This window comes from Algoriphagus persicinus, assembly GCF_035156415.1.
Taxonomy (GTDB): Bacteria; Bacteroidota; Bacteroidia; order Cytophagales; family Cyclobacteriaceae; genus Algoriphagus; species Algoriphagus persicinus.
Genome location: NZ_JAYEEY010000001.1, coordinates 264,752 through 289,632, shown reverse-complemented (window position 1 = coordinate 289,632; position 24,881 = coordinate 264,752). Strand labels below are relative to the sequence as shown.

The window sequence follows — 24,881 nt, the reverse complement described above, 5'->3', positions numbered from 1 at the left end:
CAATTTAGTGAGGTAATCTAGTCAGCGGAGCGCCATTTCTGGCTTTTATGGCAAAACTAGCTGGAATAGCTCCTGAAGGTAAATTGGTCACATAGACCGCAAAAACTGAGTTGGAAACCCAGGTTCCTTCATTTGGAATGCTTGGGAATGGATACTGAGCCTCGATTCCACCATAGATATAACCAGCCAAAATCTTCTCTCCAGAAGGTACGTTGCTCAATCTAATCACTCCATTATCAAAAGCCATTAGCTCAGCTTCTAGAATTCTATTTTCTATAAAAGTAATACTTGAGCCTAAAAGTCGATTTCCAGGAATTGGGTTTGGCTGAATAAATTCCTGATAAGTGCCAGAGCTGGATTTCTGAAAGGTGCTGATATCAGCAATAAACGGCAGTCCATCATTTCTGCCTTGAGCCGTCACGGTATCAAATGCCGCTCGCTGATCGGGTGTCTGCGAATAATAATACATACTTATTCCCCCAAACATGGTGTGATAAACCGAGGTATCCTGGGCAGTTTCATTATATACTGTAATCACAGGACATTCATACTGACTGAATCTCTGGTGAACAGCTGAGTCCATAGCCACACCCGATGAGCCTGAGATAAAAATCGGATAATCATAGCCGCCAATAATTCCTGGCCGGAACACACCCCCCAAAGCGGTAATATTCTCCATTCCCGTCGTTGGATCTATGCTTTCTAGGATATTTCCATCTCTACGGTGAAAAGGTTGATCTGCACCTGAATTTGGAGTAGCTCCGTATGCGGTAACTTTGAGCGTTTGAGGGTCCAGCCTAAAAACCCTGAATTGATTAGAATATTCCTGAGTGAAATCTGTTCCACCAAAGGCTCGGTATTGCCCGTCAAACTTTTGTCCAAAAACCAAGTAGAAGCTGCCATTCAGCATAAACAATTCTCCTCCGGTGATAGCCAGTCTATCGTCTTTTCCGATCTGCATCATAGACTTAATACTACTTGCCGAGGCACCTGATTTGATTGCCGCAGATACATCTTCGAGTTTAAATCGAATCACTGTCCCAAATGTCACCATGTTTGAGCCATCGGCTTTCCAACCATAACCACCCACGATATACATATAGTCCGAAGCCTCATCATGATAAGACTGTAGATTGGTAGCTTGAAGCGGCGCTGATAGTTCATCTCCCAGCTGATTCACATCAAAAGACCATTGATCACCTGCAACAGGATCTATGATAAACAAGAAGTTATTGGCGCTGTCTTTTACAAAATTATTGGCTGGCGCAGGGTTAAAGGTATGTAGTCCCTGTCTTCTTCCTCCGGCAATGAATAGTTCCCCTGCCTGATTCATTGCACTCGCGTACGATTGCAAACTCGGTAAAGCAGCTTTTGCTCCATAGTTTTGCTCCACAAATTCAATGGTAAAAGGTAAAGCATTTGCTACTTCATTCGAGTCCAACGCTGCTTTCGACATTAAGACATCTGAATTGGCTTTATCCTCAGTTTTCTCAGAAGTAGCACAGCTAGAAAAAGTAATTGTGCTAATCCCTACAGCTATAAATAATACTAGATTTGATCTTTTCATGAGGTTGGAGGAGTAATAGGGTTGTCTTGCATATTCTTTACATAATATAAAACCGTCATGGTTCGCTCTGGAGACATATCTCTCGTCACAGGCATATACCTAGGGTCAGTGACCTCTCTACTCATGAAAAAAGGAATCGCTCCTGCATCAATCCCAAGTGGACCTGGAGGAGCCTGATATAAACCAAAAGGAGGGTTTAGTGCAAAAGTCTGAAAAGAATTATAATCGATCAGGTTGATCTTCTCTGTCATTCCCGGAAACAGCTTCACATAACCCGTGAATATCTCCTGGATTTCCGGCCAAGTAGGATTTTCATTGATTGGGTAAGCAGACCAAACCAGACAAGAGATCATGGCACTTTGGGAAATAGGCTCAGATACCAACTGATCCGGATCTGTGACGTTGATAAAATACAATTGACCGTCTAGCTGTGGAGTCCGTGAGCCTGGATCGGAGAGCACATTGATAATCACGGTGGCAAATCCATTCGCATCAGTCGGTGAAATAGCAGCTTCAATAGCTCCATCTGCTTGTGGAGTATTTCCTGGATTACTCGGTGGAACTGTAGCCCCAGGAGTATTGCCATGCACACTCACCACATCCACCTGTAATTGCTTCCCAACCAAAGGTTCCTGAAGCCTACTTACATAGACTCTCGTCGAAGATGTGGTACCTGGGAAACCTGACATACGGATTGGCCGAACCTCCACTTCTATATTCGTTTGCAAAATATTCTCTTGGAAAACCACTTGTGGGCCTATATCTGTTCTTGACATCGTAAAGCTAAGTGAACCAGCAAGAGCCTGAGTCAACAGTGCATCCGTCAACGGCATTTCAACAATATGAGAATAGAGATTATAGCAAAACTCAGAATAATCTACTCCGCCAAGGGACACCTTGGAATTATCCGCCAGCATAATATAAGCAGTCAAATTCCCCAAATCTACCGGAGATCCTCCAGCATTTTGCCGACAAATGCCATTTGCAAGATCTAGGATAAGAAGTTTTCGGGTTTGATCGATGACAAAAGGACAGGTGTTAAACATCGGCCAATTCCAAGGATCACTTTTGTCCTGAGTTCTACCAGCCAACATTCTAGCTCCTGGATTATATCGAGGTTCTGAGCCAATCACTGGCCCTAATGACCCTGTAATTCTACCGGTTTGGTAATTTACATCCTCAGGCACATTGCGATAACCATCGACTACAAACCGCATAGAGATCAGGTAATTTCCGTCTTCAAGAGTTGTGCGACTTTTTAGCAAAGCTAGAACAGGCGAAACAGAATCATCTGGCCAAGTAGCTTGCGGCACTCGAATGACAGACTGATAAACTCCACAGGCATTCATATCTCCACCAAAGCTATCCATCATATAGTCTGAGTCTTGCCAGCCGCGAGTCGCTAAAACTGCCACCCACCATAGTTGATTCAACACAGCTGAATCGACCAATCCGGTAAGACTCACACCATCAGAAATAGGGATACTGACCTGCATACCGTAAATGGTAGGCACACCTTGCTGATAAACATCGATATCGGCAATTTTCGCCGAAGAAGGCTTGTCTGTAGTGATAAAAGGAAGGTTTACCAGTGGATCAGATACTTCACCACTTGCTCCAATAGTGGAGACTAGAGAGCATTCCTGTAGCTGAAAGCGATGCAACCCATTCGGATTTTGCCAGGGAGATGGAACGGTATTTTCTACTTCATAATGGGTAGGGTCATTATTGACGGTGGATGGATCTGTAAAAAATCTACCGTAAAAATTGATCCTGGGATAGGATAAGTAACTCATAAAATTGGGCTTAAAATGAATATTAAATTTTATCACTCAACTGACCCAACCACTCAAAAAGTACGGGTCAAATTTTACTCTCTACAAAATACATTTCCACAAGCCCCTTGTTCTTAACTTCAATTTTTCCACGTGGGGAACAAGCGAACTTATCCTTGATCAACTCATAGGAAAAACCACTGATATTGACTTTGCCTGCCTGACCAGCTGTTTCCATTCTGGAGGCAATATTCACCGTGTCACCCCAGATATCATAAGCGAATTTCTTTAAACCAACTATTCCGGCTATCACAGGTCCGGTATGAATTCCAATCCGCATACTTATCGCGGGTTTTCCATCAGCAATTTTAAATTGTGCATGTGCATTAATAAAGTCGTTAATCTCAAAAGCTGCCAAAATGATATTTGCAGCATCAAATTCCTTCTGTAGATTCAATCCGCCAGCGCACATGTAACTATCTCCCACAGTCTTGATCTTTTCCACACCGTACTTATCCACAATCCTGTCAAACTCACAATAGAAGTAGTTCAATTCTGCCACCAGCTCCTCAGCAGAAAGCTTCTCGCATAGTCCCGAGAAATTTACAATGTCCGTAAACATGACGCTGACATTATTAAAGTGTCTCGCTTTGGAAGCTCCATGGTTTTTCAATTCATAGGCTATCTCAGGTGGCAGAATATTCAACAGCAAATGATCTGATTTTTCCTTTTCCTCATTGAGTTGCTTTGTTCGCAAATGGATTTTATCCTCCATGTTTTGATAGAGAAGGGCATTTTCAAGAGAAATGGCCATTTGACTGGAAAGAATATTGATCAGATTCAATCGCTCAGTAGTGAATGCTCCTTCTATCAGGCTATTTTCCAGATAGATGATTCCTGTGACTTCATTTTGCTTCATCAGCGGTACACACATGATAGACTTTAGCTTGTCATGCTGTATATAAGTATCCTTTGCAAAGCGTGGATCTTGCATAGCATTGTCCAGAATGACGTTTTGATTGTTTTTGACCACATAGTAAACGACTTCCTTTGCAATGGAGTCAAAGCCTTTTAAAGGAAGGTTTTCAAAAAGTTTCGGTTCAGGGTATTTGGTACATGATTCTGATTGCACAGTGAACCCATCCTCATTTCTCAGTAACAATACCATGCGCTGAGCTCCTGCATTTTCGATGATGATTCTCATCAAGATTGTCAGTAGATCTTTCAGTCGGATTTCCTTAGAAATTGCCTCAGACGATTTCATCACCGATTTTAAATCCAAATCCTGATTAGAAAACTTCTGCGTGGTACTTTTATCATCAGCTCGCTGACCAAATCTGAATTCTTTCTGCGAAAAATTACTTAAACTTCGCTTAGACGCCATCAAGTCAGCAATACCTTTTGCTCCCAACAAATCATAGCTATACTCCGCATCGCTCAAATGAATCGCTGCTATTTTCTTCTTATCCCCAATGAGATGGAGTTCAAATAATCTTCGGTTGGCCAAAGCCTGAATCTGGAGATATTCGTAATTTTCTGCTGCTTCCACCGCACGATAATAATGTTTTTGGGAGCCATCTATTGAGCCATTCACCTTCTCAAGCTCTCCTGCCAGCAGCTCATATTTATGTTCAAAATTACTGGGGCTATGGCGAGAATACTTTTTAAACTTATCCACAATTCCGCTCAAAGTCCGCTTCCATTTGAACCTATCCCTAGCTCGTGCAGAAGGCAGCAGTGCTGCCAGAATAAGCCCTTTGTAGAAATAATGCTCAGCTGTATGAAGCATTCCTGGGGAATCCTTCAAATACTGGTCAGAGATCAGAGACACTTTGTAAGCCGCTTCGTATTCCTCCCATAGATAGAGCGATTGCATCTTATTGATGTAATAAAAATGGGCAAAATGCCGGGAATTAAATCCTCCCAACTGTTGGATATATTGCTCTTCGTCAAAACTTTGATCGGAGAAAGAAAGGCTACTTACCGTCTGACCTTTGAGGTTTTTAATGGCTTGATTTACAGCAGCCATCGTAAGAATAGCCTCTTCCAGTTGAATTCTATTGAGAAAATCCAAATAGGCTGCGCTTGAATCCAAAATTGAATCAAATTGGACCCCTCGCATAAAATGACTTTGAATCATCGCGCAGCTCGCACAGCTCGCATGAAAGAGATCCCCAACTTCCAATCCACATTCGTAGGCATTTTGCCAATAAGTTTCCATTTCCAGCGCGGGCTTTCTCCAGGGAATAGCAAAATAGCCAGTCACAAAATTAGCTTCAGCCCTTGCCCCATAGCTGTGGTATTTTTCTACCAGTGCCAAAGTCAGCTGTCCGATTTTATACCCGGTAGTTCTAAAACCAAGTATCCCACTGTGAAAAACAGGCCCAAAACCCAAAAACCCAATAAACCCACCGTCTGTGTTTCCATGCTTTAGACAAAGATTCACCATGATGGCACATACTAAAACACAAAGCTCTGGACGAATCTGAAAAGCAGATTGTCCTGCCGCTGCCATCAACAAAATCGCCGTTTTGAGCTTTTCATCCTGCATTTCCGGCAGATTAATCAGGTCATCCACGTCGCGATTGCCAAGCAAGCTTTTATATTTCACAAATTCAATCGCCAAACTCGGAGGAGAAAAACTTGATGGAATTTTCACTCCCAATTCTGCCGTAACCTCTCTACAAGCTTTATATGCAGCTTCGAAATTTCGAATATTATTTAAGAACTGGATTTTTCGAATGGTGACTCTTGCCTTGTCAATTACATCATCGGTATAGCTTAAGGCTTTATCGAAAAACTCCTCTACCACTTCGTTATTTCCGACAAGATGCTCCGATTCTGCACGCTGCAAATTCAGATCACTAAGCATTTTCTTAGGTACAGTGAGGTTCTTTCCCTCTACCAACTCCATCGCGGTTCTAATATAAATCAACCCAGATTCATAGGCATTTGCATATTTGGAGCGGACACTAGCGGCAATATTCATCGAAACAACCTTTTTAAGAATTGCCTCATCGCTAATCAGACTTTGTGCAAAATTATAATGGTCTGTGACGGTATAGATGTGATCTGATTTCTCTATGTTACCGAGCTTAGCTGTGATACTCTTGGCGATAGCATATCGAACCTCTTTTTTCTCTTGATCTGGAAGCATTCCAAGTGCAGCCTGTTGGATTTTGTCATGCTGAAATCCATAATCATCATCACCGGACCGCTCTTTGGTTTTGATGTTTTCTATGATGCACAGCTTCTCGGCAAGCTTTAGCTGCATGTCCAGTTCCTCTTCACTGATATCGATTAATCCACTAAGAATCTCTATGGAGAACGTGTTACCTATACAAGAAGCATATTTAAGTGTCACTTGAACCTCAGCAGGAAGTCTGAAAAACAATTCAGCCATCAAGTCGATGACATTATCGCTGATTTTTACACGATATGCTTTTTCTGCACTATAGGTCCAGTGCTGAGTATTTTGAGATAAGTTTATTGCCCCGCTTTCATAAAGTGTGAGTAGGCACTGTCGGATAAAAAATGGGTTCCCAAGCGTTTTTCTGAAGATAATTTGAGCCAGTTCAGCACTTTTTCCTACAGAAATAGACAAGGAATCTGAGACTATTTCGGCCACCGAGTTCTGATCAAGAGGCTTTAAATCTATCAGACTGGTTGTTACATCATGGGACTTTAGCCTATCCAGCATCAACATCAAGGGATGAGATGGAGAAACCTCATTTTCGCGATAAGCGCAGATAATCAGCAGGTGTTTCAGACTTTGATCCTGAAGAGTGGTCTCCAGCCATCGCCTGGTCGTCGTATCCAGCCATTGCAAATCATCCAAGAATATGCACATCGGATGATCCTGGCTGGCAAATGAGCGGATGAAATTATTAAAAACCTGATTAAACCGATTTTTGGATTCGGTCATGGGTAAGCTTAGAACCTCAGGCTGAGAGCCTATCAAATGCTCCAAATCAGGCATGATATCGATGAGCAGCTGACCTGAATTCCCCACTGCTTTTATTACGTTGTTTTTCCAGTAGGTTCGTTGCTCTTCACCTCGAATCAAAATCTGATCAATCAGATCATTTAACGCCAATAAAAGAGAACTCAAAGGAGGATTCTTCTTGTATTGCTCAAATTTACCCGAAATGAAAAATCCTCCTGCTAGGTCTATATATTTTTGAAACTCACGTACAAAGCTTGATTTTCCTACACCCGAATACCCACTCACAAGGGCCAATTCAGCTTTCTGGTTTTTCGCCCGCTTGAAAATCTCATGCATTTGCGCCAAATCATCATCTCTTCCATAGATTTTTGAAGAGATCTGAAACTGATCCAAATGATCCTGAGTACCAAGTTTGAAATCAGAAACCTCATTGATATCCAAAAGTCTATCCAAACACTGTTGCAAATCATTCAATAATCCTGAACAGCCCTGGTATCTTTCCTCAGTATTCTTCTTCAATAGTTTGAGAATCAACTTTTCCAAAACCTCCGGAATATCATCACGGAATTTGCGAGGGGATTCTGGCAAAAGTGCCAAATGCGCATGCATCAACTCCACAGGATCAGTAGGCTTAAAAACAGGACGCCCAGTGATCATTTCATACAATACTGCTCCAATAGAATATAGATCCGTCCTATGATCAATTGGTCGGTTCATTCGGCCAGTTTGTTCAGGTGAAATATATTGAAGACCCAGTTCAAGAGCCTCACTGACATTAGAATAGTTCAAATCCCTACCCCGCTCAATGGCAAAATCAAAACCCCAAACTTTGATATCCCCATTACTATCGACAATGATATTAGCAGGGTTGATATTTTTGTGGATAATATTCTTACTGTGTAGGTAAAGTACTGCCTTGGTGATCCCAATTGATATTTTCAGGAACTTGATCAAGTCCATCCTGCCTTTCTTCACATATTCAGCAAGAGTTTCTCCTGTAACATCCTCGTTGACCAGAATCGGGAGATTCTCCAAATGCTCCATTCCAATAGGCTGTACAATATTGGGGTGCGAAAGCTTAGAAAGAATAGAGAATTCCTGCTTCATATGATTCAGATCTCGAAAAGTAGGATAGGCAGAACGAAAGGTCTGAATTGTTACAGATTTAGAATCTTTGACACGATGCGCTTTATATACGATGTATCTTGAATTCTCTCGAACCTTATCCAATATGTTAAATCTAAGATCAGACATTCAAAAAAAGTATGGTGAAGTTGAAAACAAGGTAGTTGGCAGATTTAATAAAAATGACTCTACAATTTACTAGATGTATCTTAGTAAAGTACAAAATTTTGGAAATTATTTTAAATACAACGTTGTGTCAAATCTGTATTTCATTACCCTTATAATGTTTTAAACGTCAATTTCAACGCTCAATATTGGTACCAACATACGGCTTTAAATTGCTTATAAGTTGGCTCAGTTCAAGCTCTGTAACATTAAATAAACAACCGTTCCAACTTTTCCCTGACTTTGGCTGTTCCTTTCGTAACTTTGCCAGCTATGACTTTGAGCACCTTATCCGCTAAAACAGACATCGATTCTCTCGATCCCAAAGAGTTTATTATCATCAAAAATGCCAGGGTGAACAACCTGAAAAGCCTCAGCGTCGCAATTCCCCGAAATAAATTTGTCGTAGTGACAGGACTTTCCGGTTCCGGAAAGTCTTCCCTGGCCTTCGATACGCTCTTTGCAGAAGGACAACGAATGTATGTGGAAAGCCTCAGTTCCTACGCCCGGCAGTTTCTGGGCAGAATGGAAAAGCCAGATGTGGAATACATCAAAGGCGTGGCACCTGCAATAGCAATCCAACAAAAAGTCAATACCAAAAACCCTCGCTCCACCGTAGGAACTACCACAGAAATCTATGATTATCTGAAGCTACTTTTCTCCCGGGTAGGAAAAACCATATCGCCGGTTTCCGGTAAGGAAGTTAAGCACCACACCGTCACAGACATCGTGGATTACGTCCAGTCTTTTGATGAGGGATCAAAAGTCATGATCTCCTGTCCGCTGCAAATGGAGCGTGGAAGAAAGATCAATCAGGAGCTGGAATTGCTTTTGCAAAAAGGCTACACTAGGATTTTGATCGATAATGAAGCCTATTTTGTGGAAGATATGCTTCAGGAGAAGAAGATCCCCAAAGGAAGTTATGAAATTCTGATCGACCGGGTAGCTGTGAATAAGGAAGACGAGGACAATCAGTTCCGAATTGCTGATTCTGTACAGACAGCACTCTTCGAAGGTCATGGAGATTGTAAAATCACCGTTCCGGGGATGGAGACCAAGAGTTTTTCTGATCGATTCGAACTTGATGGGATGCAATTCGAGATTCCTTCAGTAAACTTCTTCTCTTTCAACAATCCCTTTGGAGCCTGTAGAACTTGCGAAGGTTTTGGAAATGTGCTGGGAATTGATCCGGACTTGGTCATTCCTGAGAAAGACTTATCAGTGTATGAAGGAGCTATTGCTCCTTGGCGAGGAGAATCATCCCGCAGTTGGCTTGAGCCTCTTTTGAAAAAAGGAATTGAGTTTGATTTCCCGATCCACCGAACATATGAGGATCTGAATGAGAAGGAAAAAGCCCTTCTCTGGACAGGCAACAAGTATTTCAAAGGATTGGATGCATTTTTCAAGGATCTAGAAACCAAAACCCACAAGATCCAATATCGCGTAATGCTATCTCGATTTCGCCGACGCACCACCTGCCCCGATTGCAAGGGAACTCGCTTACGCAAAGATGCCTCTTACGTCAAAATCTCAGATAAATCCATTATCGATATTGTCTTGATGCCTATTGATGAGGCATTGCCATTTTTCAATACGCTTGAACTTCCTCCACATCAGGCGAAGATCGCGAATCGTCTCTTGAAAGAAGTCCAGAGTCGATTGGAATACATGGATCAAGTTGGCTTGGGGTATTTGACCTTGAATCGCTTGACTTCCTCACTTTCTGGGGGCGAATTTCAACGCATCAAACTTGCCACTTCTTTAGGATCTGCACTGGTAGGATCGATGTATATTTTGGATGAACCGAGCATTGGACTTCACCCTAGAGATACAGACCGTTTGGTGGATGTGTTGAAATCTCTTCGTGACATGGGCAACACGGTGATCGTAGTGGAGCATGAGGAAAAAGTGATGAAGGCCGCAGATCAAATCATCGATATCGGACCAGATGCCGGGGTAAATGGAGGAGAATTACTTTTCCAAGGAACTATTGAAGATCTTATGGCTTCAGCACAGACTTATACTGCAAAATACCTTCGTGGTGAAGAACAGATTTTCAAAAAAGATGGAAACCGAAAGTGGAAAGATTCCATCAGGGTAAAAGGTGCTAGGGAAAATAACCTAAAAAATATCTCCGTCAAATTCCCGCTTAATACACTTACAGTTGTTACCGGAGTTTCCGGCTCGGGCAAGTCCACCTTGATCAAAAAGGTACTGTATCCAGCCTTAGGAAAAATGCTGGGAACGGTCATAGATGAAAGTGGAAAATATGACAAAATCGAAGGTGATTACAAGGCCATTTCCCAAGTGGAATTTGTGGATCAAAATCCCATCGGCAAGTCTTCCCGCTCCAATCCTGTGACCTACGTGAAAGCGTATGATGCAATCAGAACATTATTCTCAGACCAAACTATCTCCAAGCAACGAGGCTACAAACCAGCATTTTTCTCCTTCAATGTGGACGGTGGACGCTGTGAAAACTGTGCCGGAGAAGGAATCACAACTGTAGAGATGCAGTTCATGGCAGATATTCACCTGACTTGTGAATCCTGCAAAGGCAAGCGATTTAAGAATGAGATCTTGGACGTCAAATACAAGGACAAGGACATATCAGATGTCCTGACTATGACTATTGACGAAGCGCTGGTGTTCTTCAAAGGAAAAACCCAGATCATAAATAAACTTCAGCCGCTTCAAGAAGTTGGTTTGGGTTACATAGGCATGGGTCAAAGCTCCAACACACTCTCAGGCGGGGAAGCACAGCGGGTGAAACTGGCATCTTTTCTGGGAAAAGGCGGCACGAAAGCTGGTGATCGCATTCTATTCATCTTCGATGAACCTACGACTGGACTTCACTTCCACGACATCAAGAAACTCCTCCACTCCATCAATGCGCTGATCGACCAGGGCCACTCTGTGATTATCATCGAGCATAATACTGAAGTGATCAAATCCGCTGATTGGGTGATTGATCTGGGACCGGAAGGCGGAAACAAAGGCGGTTACCTGACATTTGAAGGTACACCTGAGGATATGATGAAGGAAGAAGGGAATTATACGGCAAAGTATCTTAGGGAGGCTTTTGTTTAGGACTTTCTTGATTTCCTCGCAGATTGTCGCAGAAAAATAACGCTGATCGAAGGGGATTTCTTTTTGAATTTCATGATAAGTCTAAATGGTCAGTAGCGCAAGTCTGAACACTTTGCCAACTTGTTTTTCATCGAAAAGCATTCCAGTAAATCTAAAAATAAAGCCTTATTTTAGCTTGACCTCACTGAGACCATAAATTACAATGTCTAACGAAGATGTACGCTGGATACAACGCTTTGCTAATTTCAGAAAGGCGATGAATCATTTGGAAAATTCGCTTCAAATCCCTCACCCTGATATAGTCCAGAAAGCAGGGATTATTCACTTTTTTGAAATGAGTTTTGAATTAGCATGGAACATGGTAAAAGACTACCTGGAAGAGCAAGGTTTTGTGGATATCAAGTCACCAAGGAGTGCCCTAAAAAAAGCATTCGAAATGAATATTCTGGAAAATGGACACGCCTGGATGGATTTATTGCAGGATAGAAATCTGACTGCACATACTTACGATGAGCAAAAGGCTTCCGATATGGAGCAATTGATCAGCAATAAATATTTCCCTTTATTGAAAGCCTTGCTTCTCAGTTTCAAAGAAAAGCTAAATGAAAAATAAATTCGGACTTTTAGATACTGATGTAGAATCTATTATAAGGACACTGAGTAGTCAGTCCAGGGTAGAAAGTGCATACATCTTTGGAAGCCGTGCCAAGGGGAATTACAAAAATGGCAGTGATGTGGATATTGCTCTTAAAGGGGAAAAGTTGGATTTTAACACGGTTAGCCAAATCAGCTATTTGCTGAACGAAGAAACTAATATGCCCTATAAATTCGATGTGCTAAACTACCACTCTATCAAAGAGCCTACTCTTCTCAAGCATATCGATCAAGTCGGAATTGAGGTTTATAGACGAAGTAAGCAACTTGGATTGCGTGAATTGGGCAAAGTTTCTAAATCCATTTCAGAGGCATGAAGGAGGAAATAAAGGTGGTACCTGACCTTTGCCGAAACTCCTGAAGATAGGAATAGAGAAAAGGATAATTATACTGCGAAATCCTGGAGAGAGGCTTTTGTTTAACCTTTGAGGTTTTCAAAACCTCGAAGGTTTACTATATTCGAATTAGTTTTTGGGATCTTAGCTCAGTTGGTTTAGAGCGCTGCGTTGACAGAGCAGAGGTCATGGGTTCGAATCCCCTAGGTCCCACATTTTCTCTCCGGATTTTATAACTACTTACCAACTTTTTGCCCCAGAGAGTATAGCAAAGTTACATCACTAAGTAAAATCTTATTTTGTGGGAGTGTGTGCCTCCAAGCACAAGTCTAAAGACTCATGTCTTTAAATTGAATTAAAAAAAATATCAACCATGTGTTGATCCTGCGGAAAATTGAAAACCTCAACAATCTTATTATCCTCAATCTTCCACAGCAAACAAGACATCGCGTTCAGTACCACTGACCCACTTGAAGTGCTCCAATTTCTGTGACAATCAATTACATAATTGTCATTCACGCCCATTACAATCTGCTCGGCTTTGAAGCCAAATTGATTGAGCTTTTCCAAGTATTCCATTAGTTCCTTAATCCCATTTTTCGTCCCGCTAAATGGATGCTTTCCTGGAATGTGCCATTTGACTTCTGTAGACATTACCTGCTTCATCCCTTCAAAATCAGCGGTCGAATACGCGTAGAAAAAGCTTTCGATTAATTGAATGTTTGGGTGCTTTCCAGTCATCTTTTCTCAGTTAAGTTGAACAAAACTACCACAACAGAATGCTAGTTAACTTTAACTAGATTAAGATTTTTGAGCTTTCTTTCTCTTATCGATCTGATTGAAATATTCTGGAGAAATCCCTAAAAAGGAAGCAATTCTCTTCTGGGATAAACGGTCTTTGATCGCAGAATATTTCTGGCAAAACAACTCATAACGTTGTTCCGCAGGTTGTGACAATTGAGTGATAATACGATCATTGGCAGCAATACTTGAATTCTCACTTAGAATCCTAAAATAACTTGCGAATGGTGGAGAATTCGCCAATAATTCATCGAGAGAACTTTTTGATATTTCAAGCAAAATAGCATCTTCTAGAGCTTCAATTCGCATAATGGAAGGCGATCTAGTACTAAAACTTTTGAAATCGCCAACCCACCAGTCTTCATGAGGAAAATTCAGTGTATATACTTTTCCCGACTCGTCTAACACTGAACTTTGAAATAGACCCGAAACAACAAAGTTTTCGAAGCGGCAAATCTTACCCGGTTCAAGGAGATCGGTTTTCCTTCCTATTCTTTTAATGGAAAAGTAGTCGCTAATTACGGCCATTTCAGGATCTCCGATTTTGACATATTTTTCAATATGCAACCTGAATTTTTTAAAATACTTCTCTGATTCCTTATTCATAAAATCATTAACTCCTTCAATTTTAATTTCTTGAATACCATTTTTCACAATCAGGAAACAGCATTTCTATCAGTCCAAGTCTGCAGACTCAACCAGAATAATCCGAAGAAAGAAGTTTTAGAAAGTTTGCATTCGCAGTGATCAGCCGCGGATCACTGCGACTGAATACTGATCACTAACCTCAGTGTGGCACATGTCCTGAGACTCGAACCATTTACCTCTCCAAAAACTCCCTCAATCCCATCGCCTTTACCTTAGCCGACAGCGGAAAACCTTTTTCAATTCTGCAAATCACAAAACCATTTTCAGCTCCAGTATCTTCCATGGAGATCTGTAGGCCTTTGGTGAGTTTTGGGGATAGGGTGTTTTTGATTTCGATAGCAGTTTTGACCTGACCATTTTTTACCAAAAGCAGATCACATTCTGCTCCCTGATGCGTCCGGTAGAAATAATAATCATACTCCTGCCCGAAAGTTGCCGTAATCTGCTCAATCACGAAGCCTTCCCAAGAAGCACCAATTAACACCTGATTAATCAAGGAATCCATGGAAGTTACCCCCGTCAGCGAATGCAGCAAACCTGCATCCCGTATAAAGACTTTGGGAGATTTTACCAGGCGCTTTTTGATATTCTGATGAAATGGGGGCAGCACACGAACCATAAAAGAGCCCTCCAAGTATTCCAAAAACCGGTTTACCGTAGGACGTGTAATTCCCAATGCACGAGCAAAACTTTCTCCATTCCAGATCCCTCCCTGCGCATTTGCGAGCATGATCCAAAATCGCTCCACCAGCCTTGGATCGGTACTCAATCCTATCTGCGCCAAGTCTCTTTCCAGATACGTCTTGATAAAGTTCTGCCGCCACAACTGTGACTCTCTCTCACTTTTAGCCAAAAACGATAACGGAAATCCTCCACGAATCCAGAGCTTTTCCAACTCATCCGCAGCCACTTCTTCCCAGAAAAAAGGTGTCAGTTCCAAGTATCCAATTCTGCCAGCAAGTGAGTCGGCACTTTTGCGGTTCAAATCCGGTAATGCCGAGCCCAAAAGAATAAATCTACCCGGCTCACGCTGCTCATCGATCAGACTTCGCAATTCTGCAAAAAGCTCAGGCATCAATTGGATCTCATCGAGAATCACCGTCTTATCCACCTGTGCTTTCAGAAAGAGCTCCGCATCCACCAATTTAGCGCGGTCGGAGGCTTTTTCCAGATCTATGTAAATGCTGTCCTTGTCGAGTTTCAGGTTTTTGACGAGCGTAGTTTTCCCTACCTGTCTTGGTCCCAGGAGACCAACAGCTGGAAAAATCGAGAGATATTCCTGGAGTAGAGCGAATATTTTCCTTTCTTTTACCATGAAAACCGAAGGTATGATTTACGTATTTCATGGTAAACGTATCCAAATTATACTGAATAAAAAATAATTTTACCATGAAAATCGAAAGTTTAATTTACTATTTTCATGGTAAAATAAGGCAGTTCTAACGTAAATATCCTAACTGTCGCTTCCTACTTATTATCTGTTACTCGTTATTTTACATCGCCTACGCATTGATTGACATTGCTCCAAGAGCCTCCGTTAATGACATTTAGAACACCATTTTTATCCAAAATACTCTTCGCCTGTCCACTGCGGTTGCCACTCTGGCAAAAGACAACGATATTATTCTTGCCTTTGAATTTGGTCAATTGACTAACAATCTTATCCAAGGGGATATTTACCGCTCCTTTGACAGATCCAGAAGCAAATTCGCCGGCGGAACGAACATCTACCAGAAATGCTCCTCCTTCGATTACCTCTTTCAATTCACTGTTGTCTTTACTTCCGAAAATTGCTGATAAAAAACTCATAATATGATAGTTTAATTTTTAACTGTTTCATGTGTTTATAATTTGTTTTTTAAAGGCCACATGGAATCTCGCATGGTCAATAAACATCCCTCTGTGTGTCGCTTTCGTCATGCTCGATTTCATTTCCTTTTTCTGACCACTCTTTCATTCCTCCGGGGTAGTTTTTAATATTCTCGAATCCATTCTTTCTCAAGAGTGAATAAGCAATAGCTGCTCGGTCTCCACTTTGGCAATGAATTACTACCTGTTTGTCCTTACTGATTTTGTCCAGATTATCTGGCAAAGTCCCTACAAACACATGGTCTGCACCCCTTACATGACCGGCATCATATTCTGTCCTATTTCTCACATCGACTACCTGCACATTATCTTTTCCCACCAGAGATTTGAACTCTTCAATATCAATCACATCTGCAATCTGAAGCTCCACATCTACCTCTGTGACCTCATCAATGAATCCGTAGCTATTGTCAAGACCAATACGCATCAGTTTTCGTGTAAGCTCTTCCATCTGAGTTTCTGCAGCTACGAGAACAAACTGTTCTTGATAATTGAGCAACCAACCTGCCCAAGTAGAGAAGGAATTATTGCCTTGGATATTGATGCTGTTTGGCAAAAAGCCTTTTGCAAAATCCGCTTTATCTCTCGTATCAATTACTTTCAACCCATCCTTGTATGCAGATAGAAATTGATCTTTACCAAGCTTTGGATGCTTGGGCACTTCTACCAATAAAGGCCTATCCACCTTGTTCAGTTGCTTCATCATCGCAAAATACTTCGGTGGCTCTGGCTGTCCATCCAACAAATAAGCCACGAACCCCTCCTCATCGGAAGCATATTGGAATGCCCAATTTCTGATTTTCTCATAACCCACCGTTGTGCTAGGAACGGATCCTAGCGCTTTGCCACAGGCTGATCCTGCTCCATGTCCTGGCCAAACCTGAACGTACTCTGGAAGTTCTGCAAATCGCTGAACAGACTCATACATCTGTTTAGCTCCTTTTTCCTGAGTCCCTATTAAGCCAGCGGCCTTTTCAAGCAAATCCGGTCTTCCTACGTCTCCTACAAAGACAAAGTCACCCGTGAAAATCATAACTGGTTTGTCGGTGGCAGGATGATCTGTCAATAGAAAACTGATACTCTCAGGAGTGTGACCAGGAGTAAAAAGCACTTCTAAACTAAGGTTTCCGACTTTAATCGTATCGCCATGACGAAGGCCTTCATGATCAAATTCATATTGCCATTCCGTTGACCCTTCATCCGATAGATACATTTTCGCACCAGTCACCGAAGCCAGTTCTCTAGAACCACTCAGGAAATCTGCGTGAATATGTGTCTCAGCAATATGCGTAATCTTCATATTGTTTTGCTTGGCTATCTCCAAGTAAACATCCATGTCCCGCTGGGCATCAATTACTATTGCTACACCTTTTGCCTGGCAACCTATGAAGTAACTTGCTTGTGCCAGGGATTTATCATATACATGTTGGAAATACATCGCTATAATTATTGTGATTAAACTTCGATTTAATACTGCAAAGAACTGGCTTTTGATTTTGTCGTTCAGCAACTTTTGTCACATTGCACATTTACTTTCATTATGTTGGATTGGGATTTTCTAAAATGAATTGTACAACTGGGATTGGAGCAATCTGACACTTTTACTTTACCAAAGAGCGCTTTGATTTGCTTTATCCATCGTGGCGAATCCTACTCTATGTTCAAGCAGGATATGGAACTGGTGGAAAAAATTACACCTTGAAAAACTACGCTAGCAGATTTGCTTACTTAGACAATGGTGTAAATGCCAGGGTAAGAAGAATAGAAACTGTAGGTCGTGGCGAGATTGTTTACTTCGTAGATGATCCGATTTTTAGAGGTTTCTGGGAAGCAGGAAAACTCGTTTTGAGTAACGCGATCTTTATGGTCCGACAGTAAGATGGAGACAAGAGATTAGATTCAAGAACCTAGAAATTTAGTGAGATTTCTAGATATAAGTATCAAGACCGACTGCTGGATAGTGGTCGGTTTTTTTGTATTCCCATCCTATTTTTTCATTTTGAAACAATATTTATCCACTTAAATAATACTGCTAAGAGAATTGTCACCGAACTGTACTACTTAAGAAATACTGGAGTATATTTTGATCACAATCAAACCTTTACAATAAACCCCAAAACCATGAAAAACAATAGACGCGAGTTCTTTAAAAAAGTCGGTGTAGGAACTGCAGGACTGGGTTTGGCCGCTACAGTACCTTTTTCCTCCCATGCAAATCCATCTTCCAAACCAGCTGCCAGCGGAGACCAAATTCTTCAAATCGGAGATGATATTGCCATCGCTAATACGGATTCAGGCAAAGTCAGAGGTTTTATCCTCCATGATGTTTACACTTTTTTAGGTGTTCCCTACGGCGCAGATACTTCTGGCAAAAACCGATTTATGCCTCCCCAAAAACCAGCACCGTGGACTGAAGTGAAGCCAACCATTTGGTGGGGAAATACTGCTCCTCAGATAATGGACAACCGCTATTCAAATCCAGATTATTCCTTTGCCGATCACTGGAACTACGATGATGTAAGTGAAGATTGCCTCAAGTTGAATGTCTGGTCACCAGCTCTAGATGGTAAGAAGAGACCCGTATTAGTTTGGCTGCATGGCGGAGGCTTTACCAATGGAAATGGCATTGAGCAAGACGGGTATCATGGCGAAAATCTCAGCAAAAACGGAGATATGGTATTCGTCTCCATCAATCATAGACTTGGGCCGATTGGCTTCACGGATCTTTCCGGCGTAGGCGGATCCAAGTACGCTGCTTCTGGAAATGTCAGTCAACTGGATATCATCGCTTCTCTCGAATGGGTGCGGGATAACATCACGAATTTCGGAGGAGATCCCGGAAATGTCACCATCATGGGCCAGTCTGGCGGCGGGGCTAAAGTCACGGCAACGATGGCTATGCCCGCGGCAAAAGGTCTTGTACACAAAGGTGTCGCGCTCAGTGGATCCATGCTTCAGGCTTCTAATCAAGAATATTCGCGCACCTTGGGTGAATATGTAATGATAGAAGCAGGCTTGACTCCTGACACTGTGGATAAGTTGCAGGACTTGACTTGGAGAGAATACATAGACATCGCGAATAAAGCCATGGCAAAAATGCGCAAGGATCATCCGCTGCCCGGTTTCAGAGGGGGTTTTAGCCCAGTAGCTGATGGAGTAAATATCCCAGAAGGTGAGTTCTTCTCTGATCCAAACGGCTTGGCTTCGGACATTCCATTAATGATTTGTACTACTTTTCACGAGTGGAATCCCACAAGGACTTCACCGGAATTGGAAAAAATCGATTGGGCTGGAGTCGCTGAGAAACTGAATCCAAATTTTGGATCGGACACAGATAAAGTAATTACAGCTTACCGCAAAGACTTCCCAGATGCGTCTCCCGCTGATCTCTGGGCGATGATTTTGTCCAACAGAAAAGGCGCAATCAGTACTGCAAACGCAAAGTCCAAGCAAAAAGCCCCTGTTTACCTGGCTTGGTTCGGCTGGGAGCCAGATCTATATAGCGGTAGAATGAAGGCCTTTCACTGCATAGATATCTGCTTTTGGTTTGACAATACAGCCCGGATGTACACCCACACTGGTGGCGGTGATCGACCACGAATACTTTCCGAGAAAATGTCCGCTTCTCTCCTCTCCTTCATGAGAACAGGCAATCCAAATGCTGGTACTCTTCCAAAGTGGACGGCATACTCTCCTGAAAACGGCGAGACTATGATTTTGAAGGACACTCCTGTTTTAAAAAACAAGCCCGATGGTAATGGATTAGCTGCTTTGCCAGCTTAACTTCTCTTTTTCCTAAACCTGAAACGCAGAACTATATCAGTTCTGCGTTTACATTGTGCACATCTATATGTGCATTTTACAGCTTTTCTGCACAAATGAAAGAGCATGTTAATAATTGAAATCGCCTAAAATTTCACCAAATCACTCACCTGATTAATGCGGCTAGTCTTCTGATTTCAACTAAATTGGCGAAATAATCAATTCACTATGACTGACTTTAGAAATTACAGTGTTCCCTATGCGATTGATCCAGAATACACCAAAAGGGTAGCTTATTTCTCCATGGAATTTGCCGTACACCAACCTCTGAAAATCTACAGTGGGGGGCTGGGTTTCTTGTCAGGATCTCATTTGCGTAGCGCATTTGAATTGAAGCAAAACTTGATTGGTATCGGAATTTTGTGGAAATATGGCTACTACGATCAAAGTAGAAATCAGGACCAAACCATGAAAACGGAGTGGTATGAAAAGATCTACAGCTTTCTCGAAGACACGGGAATCAAATACCAAATCACTATCCACGGCAACCCCGTGTGGGTTAAGGCCTGGTATTTAGCGCCGCAAACTTTTGAAAGTGCACCGTTATTCCTTTTGAGTACGGACTTGCCTGAGAACGACTATTTAAGCCAAACCATCACCCACCGGCTTTACGATTCTGATACTGCTGCCAAAGTTGCCCAGTTTATATTGCTGGGAATTGGTGGAGCCAAATTGCTCGATGAATTGAATTTCAACCCAGAAGTCTATCACCTCAACGAAGCACATGGGGTAAGTTTGGTATTTCACCTGATGAGGAAATTTGGCTCTAAAGAGGAGGTGAGAAAGCGCTTAGTATTTACTACCCACACACCTGAAGAAGCCGGAAATGAAAAGCATGACATCTATCTCTGCGAGGAAATGGGCTACTTTGATGGTTTTTCTCTGAATGAAGTCAGGGACTTGACTGGAATGGAGGGAGATTTCTTCAACCACAGTTTGGCGGCGTTTAGGTTTGCCCGCAAAGCAAATGGAGTGAGCAGGTTACACGGAGAAGTGAGCCGACAAATGTGGAGCAAATACCCTGATATTCCGGAAATCACCTCGATTACCAATTCTCAGAATTATAAGTACTGGGCTGACAAGCAGCTCTATCAGTACCTGGAGGAAGGCAATGCCGAAAAGTTTGATGACAGAAAGAGGTTTTTGAAAAAACGGGCATTTGAACTTGTGGCTGATCAGACTGGGCAGGTACTTAATCCGGAAGTGCTGACGGTAGTTTGGGCGAGACGCTTTGCCGGATATAAGAGGCCAGACCTGATTACCCATGATTTGAAAAGATTCGAAGCACTACTCAATAATAATGACCAGCCTATTCAGGTAATTTGGGCAGGAAAGCCCTATCCTTCGGACTATGGAGCTATTTCCGTTTTCAACCAACTAGTGCATCTAAGCAAGAAATATGCAAGTGTAGCAGTGTGCGTTACCTATGAATTGTCGCTCAGCAAGCGACTAAAGCAAGCTGCAGATATTTGGCTAAATACTCCACGTGTTCCGCGAGAAGCAAGTGGCACTTCCGGAATGACCGCCTCCATGAATGGGGCAGTGAATTTCAGCACCTTTGACGGCTGGATTAGTGAATTTGCAGATCATGGCAAAAACAGCTTCATCGTTCCTACAGCTGACTATGAAAATTTGAGTATTTCGGATCAGGACAATTTTGACCTCCAAAACATGTATAACGTCTTAGAAAAGGAGATTATTCCTACTTATTACAGCGATAAAAATGCATGGAGAAAAATTCAGCAACAAGGAATGAAAGATGTGGAGGCACATTTCGAAAGTAACCGCATGGCGAAGGAATATTATGACATTATGTATAAAGGATAGCTTCCAAACTTTCCAATCTCCAAAAAGCCCAGCTCTTCCTGTTGCCTGGGCCTTTCTTCCTTTAAATGAGCATTTGTCACTTTAACTAAAAATGATTCTCTAATTTGGAAGAATCAAAATATAAACACATGAAACTAGAACATCTGGCAATTTGGGTCGATGACTTGGAACACATGAAAGACTGGTATTGCGAGTCTTTCTACATGTCCTCGGGTGATAAATATGAAAATCTCACCAAGGGATTTAGTTCCTATTTTCTTAGCTTTTCAACTGGAGCTAGAATCGAACTAATGAAGAAAAACAACATTCAGGAAGCTTCATTTCCAAGAGGACTGGTTTCGGGGCTTGCGCACTTCGCTATTTCCATAGGAACCAAAGAAAAAGTCCTCGCAAAGACAGAAGAACTTCGTACACAGGGATGTAAAATAATCGGTGAGCCTCGGACTACCGGAGATGGGTATTTTGAAAGTGTGATTGAAGACCCAGAAGGCAATTGGATTGAAATCACGAGTTAACTAATTCGCTCATTTTAAGAGATGCTATTACACTACCGAAGTTTGGGCCATCCTAATGTTAAAAATCCGAACCATCACATTAGCTCTTCCAGTACCAGTCCAAAGTTAACTTCTATAGAATCCCTCACTTTGATCGCTCCAAATAACTTCACGGGAGGATTGATTTCGAAATCTGTAAATGCTAATTTACGTTCCCCTGCCAAAAGAGCTTTTCCTCCATTTTTAGCTAGAAAAACGCAAGAAATGGGATAGATTTTAGATACTCCGGCAAGAGTGATTTCCACTTCTCCAAGGAGATTCTCCTGATTTATATTTTCTGAATCTTTGACCAGATTCAGAAAGCGCACACTGATCGTAGGATGATCCTCTATCTGGAGTGTTTCTCTAAAGTCATGAGTCATAATCGCATTGAAGCAATCAAAATTGATGGTCTTTAAAGTAATTACTCCGCTCCATTCGGATATATCCCTTTCTGGAAAGTATGTCTCCTTTAAAACCTCTCCACCTTGATACTTCTTCGATTCGCATCGAAAATCGGAGATATTAGTACTGCCTGCGATTTCGATGACACTACCTGAATCTATTTTCCAGGTTTTTACCTCGAAGACTTCCGTTGTAGTGTTCAGCGATGACCAGTAGGCTATGATAAGTAAAAGTAGTATCTGCATGTTTTGTATTGAAAAAGCCGAGTCGGATTAAAAAGCTAACCCGACTCGGCTACATTGTGTAGAAAGCTTAGAAACTGATGGCAGCTTCGATATTCACACCGTCGAATTTCGCGCCGTTATAAACGGAAGTGGCACCAAATCCGCCTTTATATTCCTGATTCATGTACTCCAGCTTGACAATCACATTCTTAGTCATAAACCATCCACCTCCTATATTAACTCTGCTTATTACAATTTCTGAAGAATCAGAGTCTTTGTTTTTACCCTTTACAGTATTGTATCTACCCCCCAGGTAAAATTGCTCGGTTCCTCCAAAGCGGTAAAGAAGCTCCCCTGAAAGTTGGGTAAAATTTCCATTGCCCTGCTCTTCAGAATTTCCTACAGATTCTAAAATCCCAAAGAACTCCAGCCCTTTGTATTTAATGAATGGATTCAATTGGAATGCAGTCATTTGCTTGAATCGAGGATTGAATCTTCCTTCAAAATCATTCCCTGATCCTTCCAATGGTTGCAAAATGCCATAATACCGTCCACCAGCTCTATCTCCTCCATATAACCAAGACCCAGTCGTGGTACCATTATTTAAGTACCAAGAACCTGTAAGTCTGAACCTGAAATCTTCATTGAGCTGCTTATCCACACCCAGTTTTCCGTAAAATGACACTTTGTTATCCGCATTATCATTCACGATTACATTTTGGTTCAGCTTACCATTCGAGAGGCCAAGTACCGCAATCAAACCGTCTTTTTGGACAGTCACTTCGCCAAATGCTTCAGTGGAAAATGAATCCGTGATATAGTTTCCTATAAATGGATTAAAGATTACCCGAGCATTGTCGGATCTTCGAAAGTGTGCGTCACCATAATTAAACTCATCCAAACCAAATGTAACCGTGGTATAATCCATGATCCCATCTAGGAACCCTTCTTGTATAAATCCCAGTCGGTCTATTTGAAGATAACCACCTTTTACCCATGATTCGTTATGATGCCTGGAAGACAAATATGTCCTTAAGTGCAATCTTAATCCATCTGCTAATTGAGTATTGATATTCAGGTTTGCGGAAGGCAAATTGAAGTTGGAACCCAGTTCTACCAGATTATTCAGTGAATTGGAGTGATCGATTGCTTGAAATTGCAACGAAAAATCACCGCCCACAAACACACGAACCTTATCAAAATCGCCTCCTTTTTCTTTAGGAGATTCAAAGACATTCAATCCCTCTTTACTGTTTTGGCGAAAATACTGGAGCTCTGTTTTTTCTTGAGCGATAGCAATGCTGGATGTCAGCACCACCCCTAGAAGGAAACAACTCCCTGCGGTTAAAGTAGATAATTTCATCTGATTATAATTTGTTTTTTAAAGGACAGATGGAATCTCGCATATATTATAATCATCACTCTGTGTGACGCTTGCGTCATGCTCGATTTCATATTGGCTTGGTTTAGATTAATTTTTTGGTGAAAAACTAGCTTCAAAAGCTAGGGTTAGTTCATCACCGGTTTTTATTGTCCCGAAGACTGCTGTAGGAGCATCGACTTTAAAATCACTGAATAGAATAGCATGACTACCTTTGAAAGAAATGGCATTGCCGCTCAACGAATACGATACCTCTAGAGGAATAATTTGTGAATTACCCGCAATAGTCAATTTGCCTTTGGCATTGACCTTAGTTCCAGTTACACCTGTGAACTCCATCAATTCAAATTTGATTACAGGGTTTTTCTCAGCTTTTAGCGCTTCAAAAGCGTTTTTATCCATTGATCCTTTGCCGCTTTTTAGACTTTTCACCGGCAGCTCAATTGTTAGAGAAGTGATTTTGGAAAGTTTGCCATTTTCTATATTTAGCTGAGTTGATCCTCTGATCCCCTCCTTGGCTACCATCTCCCAGTCATGTATGGTAGAAGTCCCGGCTACTGTGAATTGCTGGGTCCCGGTCAGATGGTAAGATTGCTGCCCAAAGCTCGGTAACCACAGCAGTAGCAGCATTGGCAGTATTAGACACTGGGTAAATAGATACCTCTTCATTTCAGACTTTTAGTTGGTTTGCACTGGTATTACTAAAACAAAAGT

Annotated in this window: 18 protein-coding genes and 1 tRNA gene; 8 read left to right on the top strand and 11 right to left on the bottom strand. The window is 41.8% G+C overall.

Going from position 1 to position 24,881, the window contains the following annotated elements; all coding sequences use genetic code 11:
• Positions 1–4: 4 nt before the first annotated feature.
• The 3 genes from U3A58_RS01250 to U3A58_RS01240 all read right to left on the bottom strand — a co-directional run bounded on the left by U3A58_RS01250 (position 5) and on the right by U3A58_RS01240 (position 8,542).
• Positions 5–1,567 carry a hypothetical protein gene (locus U3A58_RS01250; protein ID WP_323821550.1) on the bottom strand — a complete coding sequence of 521 codons (1,563 nt, stop codon included), beginning with the start codon at positions 1,565–1,567 and terminating at the stop codon, positions 5–7.
• Positions 1,564–3,363 carry a hypothetical protein gene (locus U3A58_RS01245; protein WP_323821549.1) on the bottom strand — a complete coding sequence of 600 codons (1,800 nt, stop codon included), beginning with the start codon at positions 3,361–3,363 and terminating at the stop codon, positions 1,564–1,566. Before U3A58_RS01245 ends, U3A58_RS01250 begins: the two co-directional genes overlap by 4 nt.
• 67 nt (positions 3,364–3,430) lie before the next feature.
• Positions 3,431–8,542 (bottom strand): adenylate/guanylate cyclase domain-containing protein, encoded by a 5,112-nt coding sequence (locus U3A58_RS01240; RefSeq protein WP_323821548.1) that lies wholly within the window; start codon positions 8,540–8,542, stop codon positions 3,431–3,433.
• Positions 8,543–8,851: 309 nt separating this feature from the next.
• On the opposite strand from U3A58_RS01240, the gene uvrA reads away from it, so the two are divergent.
• The 4 genes from uvrA to U3A58_RS01220 all read left to right on the top strand — a co-directional run bounded on the left by uvrA (position 8,852) and on the right by U3A58_RS01220 (position 12,870).
• Positions 8,852–11,668, top strand: a complete 2,817-nt coding sequence (gene uvrA / locus U3A58_RS01235; RefSeq protein WP_323821547.1) for an excinuclease ABC subunit UvrA — start codon at positions 8,852–8,854, stop codon at positions 11,666–11,668.
• Positions 11,669–11,870: 202 nt separating this feature from the next.
• The gene (locus tag U3A58_RS01230; protein WP_323821546.1) at positions 11,871–12,281 is read left to right on the top strand and encodes a nucleotidyltransferase substrate binding protein; all 411 of its coding nucleotides are present in this window, start codon (positions 11,871–11,873) and stop codon (positions 12,279–12,281) included.
• Entirely contained in the window at positions 12,271–12,639 is a 369-nt protein-coding gene (locus U3A58_RS01225) for a nucleotidyltransferase domain-containing protein (RefSeq protein WP_323821545.1), read from the top strand. The genes U3A58_RS01230 and U3A58_RS01225 overlap by 11 nt, the downstream gene beginning before the upstream one ends.
• Positions 12,640–12,795: 156 nt before the next feature.
• Positions 12,796–12,870 (top strand) — tRNA-Val (locus U3A58_RS01220).
• A 132-nt stretch (positions 12,871–13,002) separates the two neighbouring features.
• Here the strand turns inward: U3A58_RS01220 and U3A58_RS01215 are convergent.
• The 5 genes from U3A58_RS01215 to U3A58_RS01195 all read right to left on the bottom strand — a co-directional run bounded on the left by U3A58_RS01215 (position 13,003) and on the right by U3A58_RS01195 (position 17,413).
• Positions 13,003–13,398 (bottom strand): nuclear transport factor 2 family protein, encoded by a 396-nt coding sequence (locus tag U3A58_RS01215; RefSeq protein ID WP_323821544.1) that lies wholly within the window; start codon positions 13,396–13,398, stop codon positions 13,003–13,005.
• A 60-nt stretch (positions 13,399–13,458) separates the two neighbouring features.
• Positions 13,459–14,112: a Crp/Fnr family transcriptional regulator gene (locus U3A58_RS01210; protein ID WP_323821543.1), complete on the bottom strand. Its 654-nt coding sequence runs from the start codon at positions 14,110–14,112 to the stop codon at positions 13,459–13,461.
• Positions 14,113–14,278: 166 nt separating this feature from the next.
• Entirely contained in the window at positions 14,279–15,421 is a 1,143-nt protein-coding gene (locus U3A58_RS01205) for an ATP-binding protein (RefSeq protein ID WP_323821542.1), read from the bottom strand.
• Positions 15,422–15,594: 173 nt separating this feature from the next.
• Positions 15,595–15,915, bottom strand: a complete 321-nt coding sequence (locus tag U3A58_RS01200) for a rhodanese-like domain-containing protein (protein WP_323821541.1) — start codon at positions 15,913–15,915, stop codon at positions 15,595–15,597.
• A 76-nt stretch (positions 15,916–15,991) separates the two neighbouring features.
• Positions 15,992–17,413 (bottom strand): MBL fold metallo-hydrolase, encoded by a 1,422-nt coding sequence (locus U3A58_RS01195; RefSeq protein WP_323821540.1) that lies wholly within the window; start codon positions 17,411–17,413, stop codon positions 15,992–15,994.
• A 188-nt stretch (positions 17,414–17,601) separates the two neighbouring features.
• Between U3A58_RS01195 and U3A58_RS01190 the strand changes: the two genes are divergently transcribed.
• The 4 genes from U3A58_RS01190 to U3A58_RS01175 all read left to right on the top strand — a co-directional run bounded on the left by U3A58_RS01190 (position 17,602) and on the right by U3A58_RS01175 (position 22,139).
• Positions 17,602–17,853 (top strand): hypothetical protein, encoded by a 252-nt coding sequence (locus U3A58_RS01190; protein ID WP_323821539.1) that lies wholly within the window; start codon positions 17,602–17,604, stop codon positions 17,851–17,853.
• A 243-nt stretch (positions 17,854–18,096) separates the two neighbouring features.
• On the top strand, positions 18,097–19,758 hold the full coding sequence (locus tag U3A58_RS01185) for a carboxylesterase/lipase family protein (protein ID WP_323821538.1): 1,662 nt from the start codon (positions 18,097–18,099) through the stop codon (positions 19,756–19,758).
• 207 nt (positions 19,759–19,965) lie between these two features.
• Positions 19,966–21,624 carry an alpha-glucan family phosphorylase gene (gene glgP, locus U3A58_RS01180; protein WP_323821537.1) on the top strand — a complete coding sequence of 553 codons (1,659 nt, stop codon included), beginning with the start codon at positions 19,966–19,968 and terminating at the stop codon, positions 21,622–21,624.
• Positions 21,625–21,752: 128 nt separating this feature from the next.
• Positions 21,753–22,139 carry a VOC family protein gene (locus U3A58_RS01175; protein ID WP_323821536.1) on the top strand — a complete coding sequence of 129 codons (387 nt, stop codon included), beginning with the start codon at positions 21,753–21,755 and terminating at the stop codon, positions 22,137–22,139.
• 74 nt (positions 22,140–22,213) lie between these two features.
• On the opposite strand, the gene U3A58_RS01170 is transcribed toward U3A58_RS01175, so the two are convergent.
• From U3A58_RS01170 to U3A58_RS01160, 3 genes are all read right to left on the bottom strand, one after another.
• On the bottom strand, positions 22,214–22,807 hold the full coding sequence (locus tag U3A58_RS01170; protein WP_323821535.1) for a hypothetical protein: 594 nt from the start codon (positions 22,805–22,807) through the stop codon (positions 22,214–22,216).
• A gap of 67 nt (positions 22,808–22,874) precedes the next feature.
• Positions 22,875–24,149: a hypothetical protein gene (locus U3A58_RS01165; protein ID WP_323821534.1), complete on the bottom strand. Its 1,275-nt coding sequence runs from the start codon at positions 24,147–24,149 to the stop codon at positions 22,875–22,877.
• A gap of 108 nt (positions 24,150–24,257) precedes the next feature.
• Complete coding sequence (locus U3A58_RS01160) at positions 24,258–24,797, bottom strand: YceI family protein (RefSeq protein WP_323821533.1); 540 nt, start codon at positions 24,795–24,797, stop codon at positions 24,258–24,260.
• Positions 24,798–24,881 lie beyond the last annotated feature (84 nt).